This is a genomic window from Mesorhizobium sp. M7A.F.Ca.ET.027.02.1.1, assembly GCF_004022985.1.
Taxonomy (GTDB): domain Bacteria; phylum Pseudomonadota; class Alphaproteobacteria; order Rhizobiales; family Rhizobiaceae; genus Mesorhizobium.
In genome coordinates, this window is record NZ_RZOL01000748.1 from 1 (window position 1) to 1347 (window position 1347).

2 protein-coding genes are annotated in these 1347 nt (G+C 65.0%); one reads left to right on the top strand and one right to left on the bottom strand.

What is annotated here, in order from left to right:
- The coding region (locus tag EN749_RS35835) for a pyruvate kinase alpha/beta domain-containing protein (RefSeq protein ID WP_281061952.1) at positions 1-321 on the top strand (321 nt) is incomplete at its 5' end.
- Between the two features lie 44 nt (positions 322-365).
- Here the strand turns inward: EN749_RS35835 and EN749_RS35840 are convergent.
- Positions 366-1347, bottom strand: a 982-nt coding sequence (locus tag EN749_RS35840; protein ID WP_145991181.1) for an alpha/beta hydrolase, incomplete at its 5' end; no start/stop codon positions are given.

A 1347-nucleotide genomic window follows, 5' to 3' on the forward strand; every position in this document is an offset into this window, starting at 1 on the left:
ATCATCACCTACACCGCATCGGGCACCACAGGCCTGCGCGCCGCCCGCGAGCGGCCGCAGGTGCCTGTTATCGCGCTGTCGCCGATCCTCAACACGGCGCGGCGGCTGTCGCTTTTGTGGGGCACGCATTGCGTCGTCTCACCCGACGCCGTCGATCTCGACGACATGGTCAATCGCGCCTGCCGCATCGCCTTCGACGAAGGCTTCGGCAAGCCTGGCGACCGCGTCATCATCACCGCGGGCGTGCCGCTGCGGACACCGGGTTCGACCAACATGCTGCGCATCGCCTATATCGGTTCGGACACACAAGTCAGCCGCTAGATTCCTGAAGCGTGTCGCCTCTGAACGGATTCAGGCGGCTCGCTTTAGGTCGGCGCAAGTTCGGCCTGCGGTACCTTGATATCGGCGCATCTGCCGGCGCCGTAGGCGTCGCCGGCGATGCGCGCCTCCACGGTCCTGGCCATCGCCTGCAGGTCTATATTCTTGCCAGCGACCTTCTCGATGGCGCCGACGGTCAGGTCGGTCGCGATCCAGTCTGGCTTGTGACCGAGATTGTGCACCCAGACGAGTTCGGCACCGGCAATGTCGCGCGCCAGGCCGGCCGAATGGATATGTGCATAGACCACCTTGTCGCGGTCGCCTGAAATCACCACGCTCGGCGCCTTGATCTCGGCGTAACGCGGTGCGGTGGCGAGCGCGTAGCGATAGAGCCCGGCGACATCGGTGGCGTTGGCACGAAAGGCTGTTGGTCGCAGCACCAGCGGGATAGAGGCCGAGCTGAGATAATTGTCCGGCACCTTGTTGGGCGAGAAGACGCAGGTGGTGGCGTCGGCCATCTGCAGGGCTCCCGCCGGATAGGTGAGCGTTTCGGAAAATAACCAACCGAGCACCGGCATGGTGGTCAGATCGTAGTACCAGGCGGTTGCGCCGCCCGGCCATGGGTGGGTCGCCGGTGCGAGAAAGACGAGCCCGAGCGTCTTGTCTGGATGCTCGCGGCCAAAGGCCGATGTCACCACGCCGCCGAAGGAATGGCCGACGATGACAGCATTCCTGATGCCGAGATGGTCCATCAGTGCGGCAATGGTGTTGGCCTGCGCCGACGGGTTCTCGTTGTTGGTGCCGCGACCCGACCAGCCATGGCCTGGCCGGTCGAAGAACAGTATTTCGGCGCGGCCTTCGAGCAAGGGGCGCAGCGGCAGCATCTGGTCCCTGAGATTGGCGCTGGCGCCGTGGATGAAGACGATCGGCGGCAGCTCGGCATTGGCGGGCGCCGGAACATGGACATAGTGGATGCGGGCGCCGTCGATGTCGGCGAACTCGCCGATCGGCGGATTGCGACGCTCGATC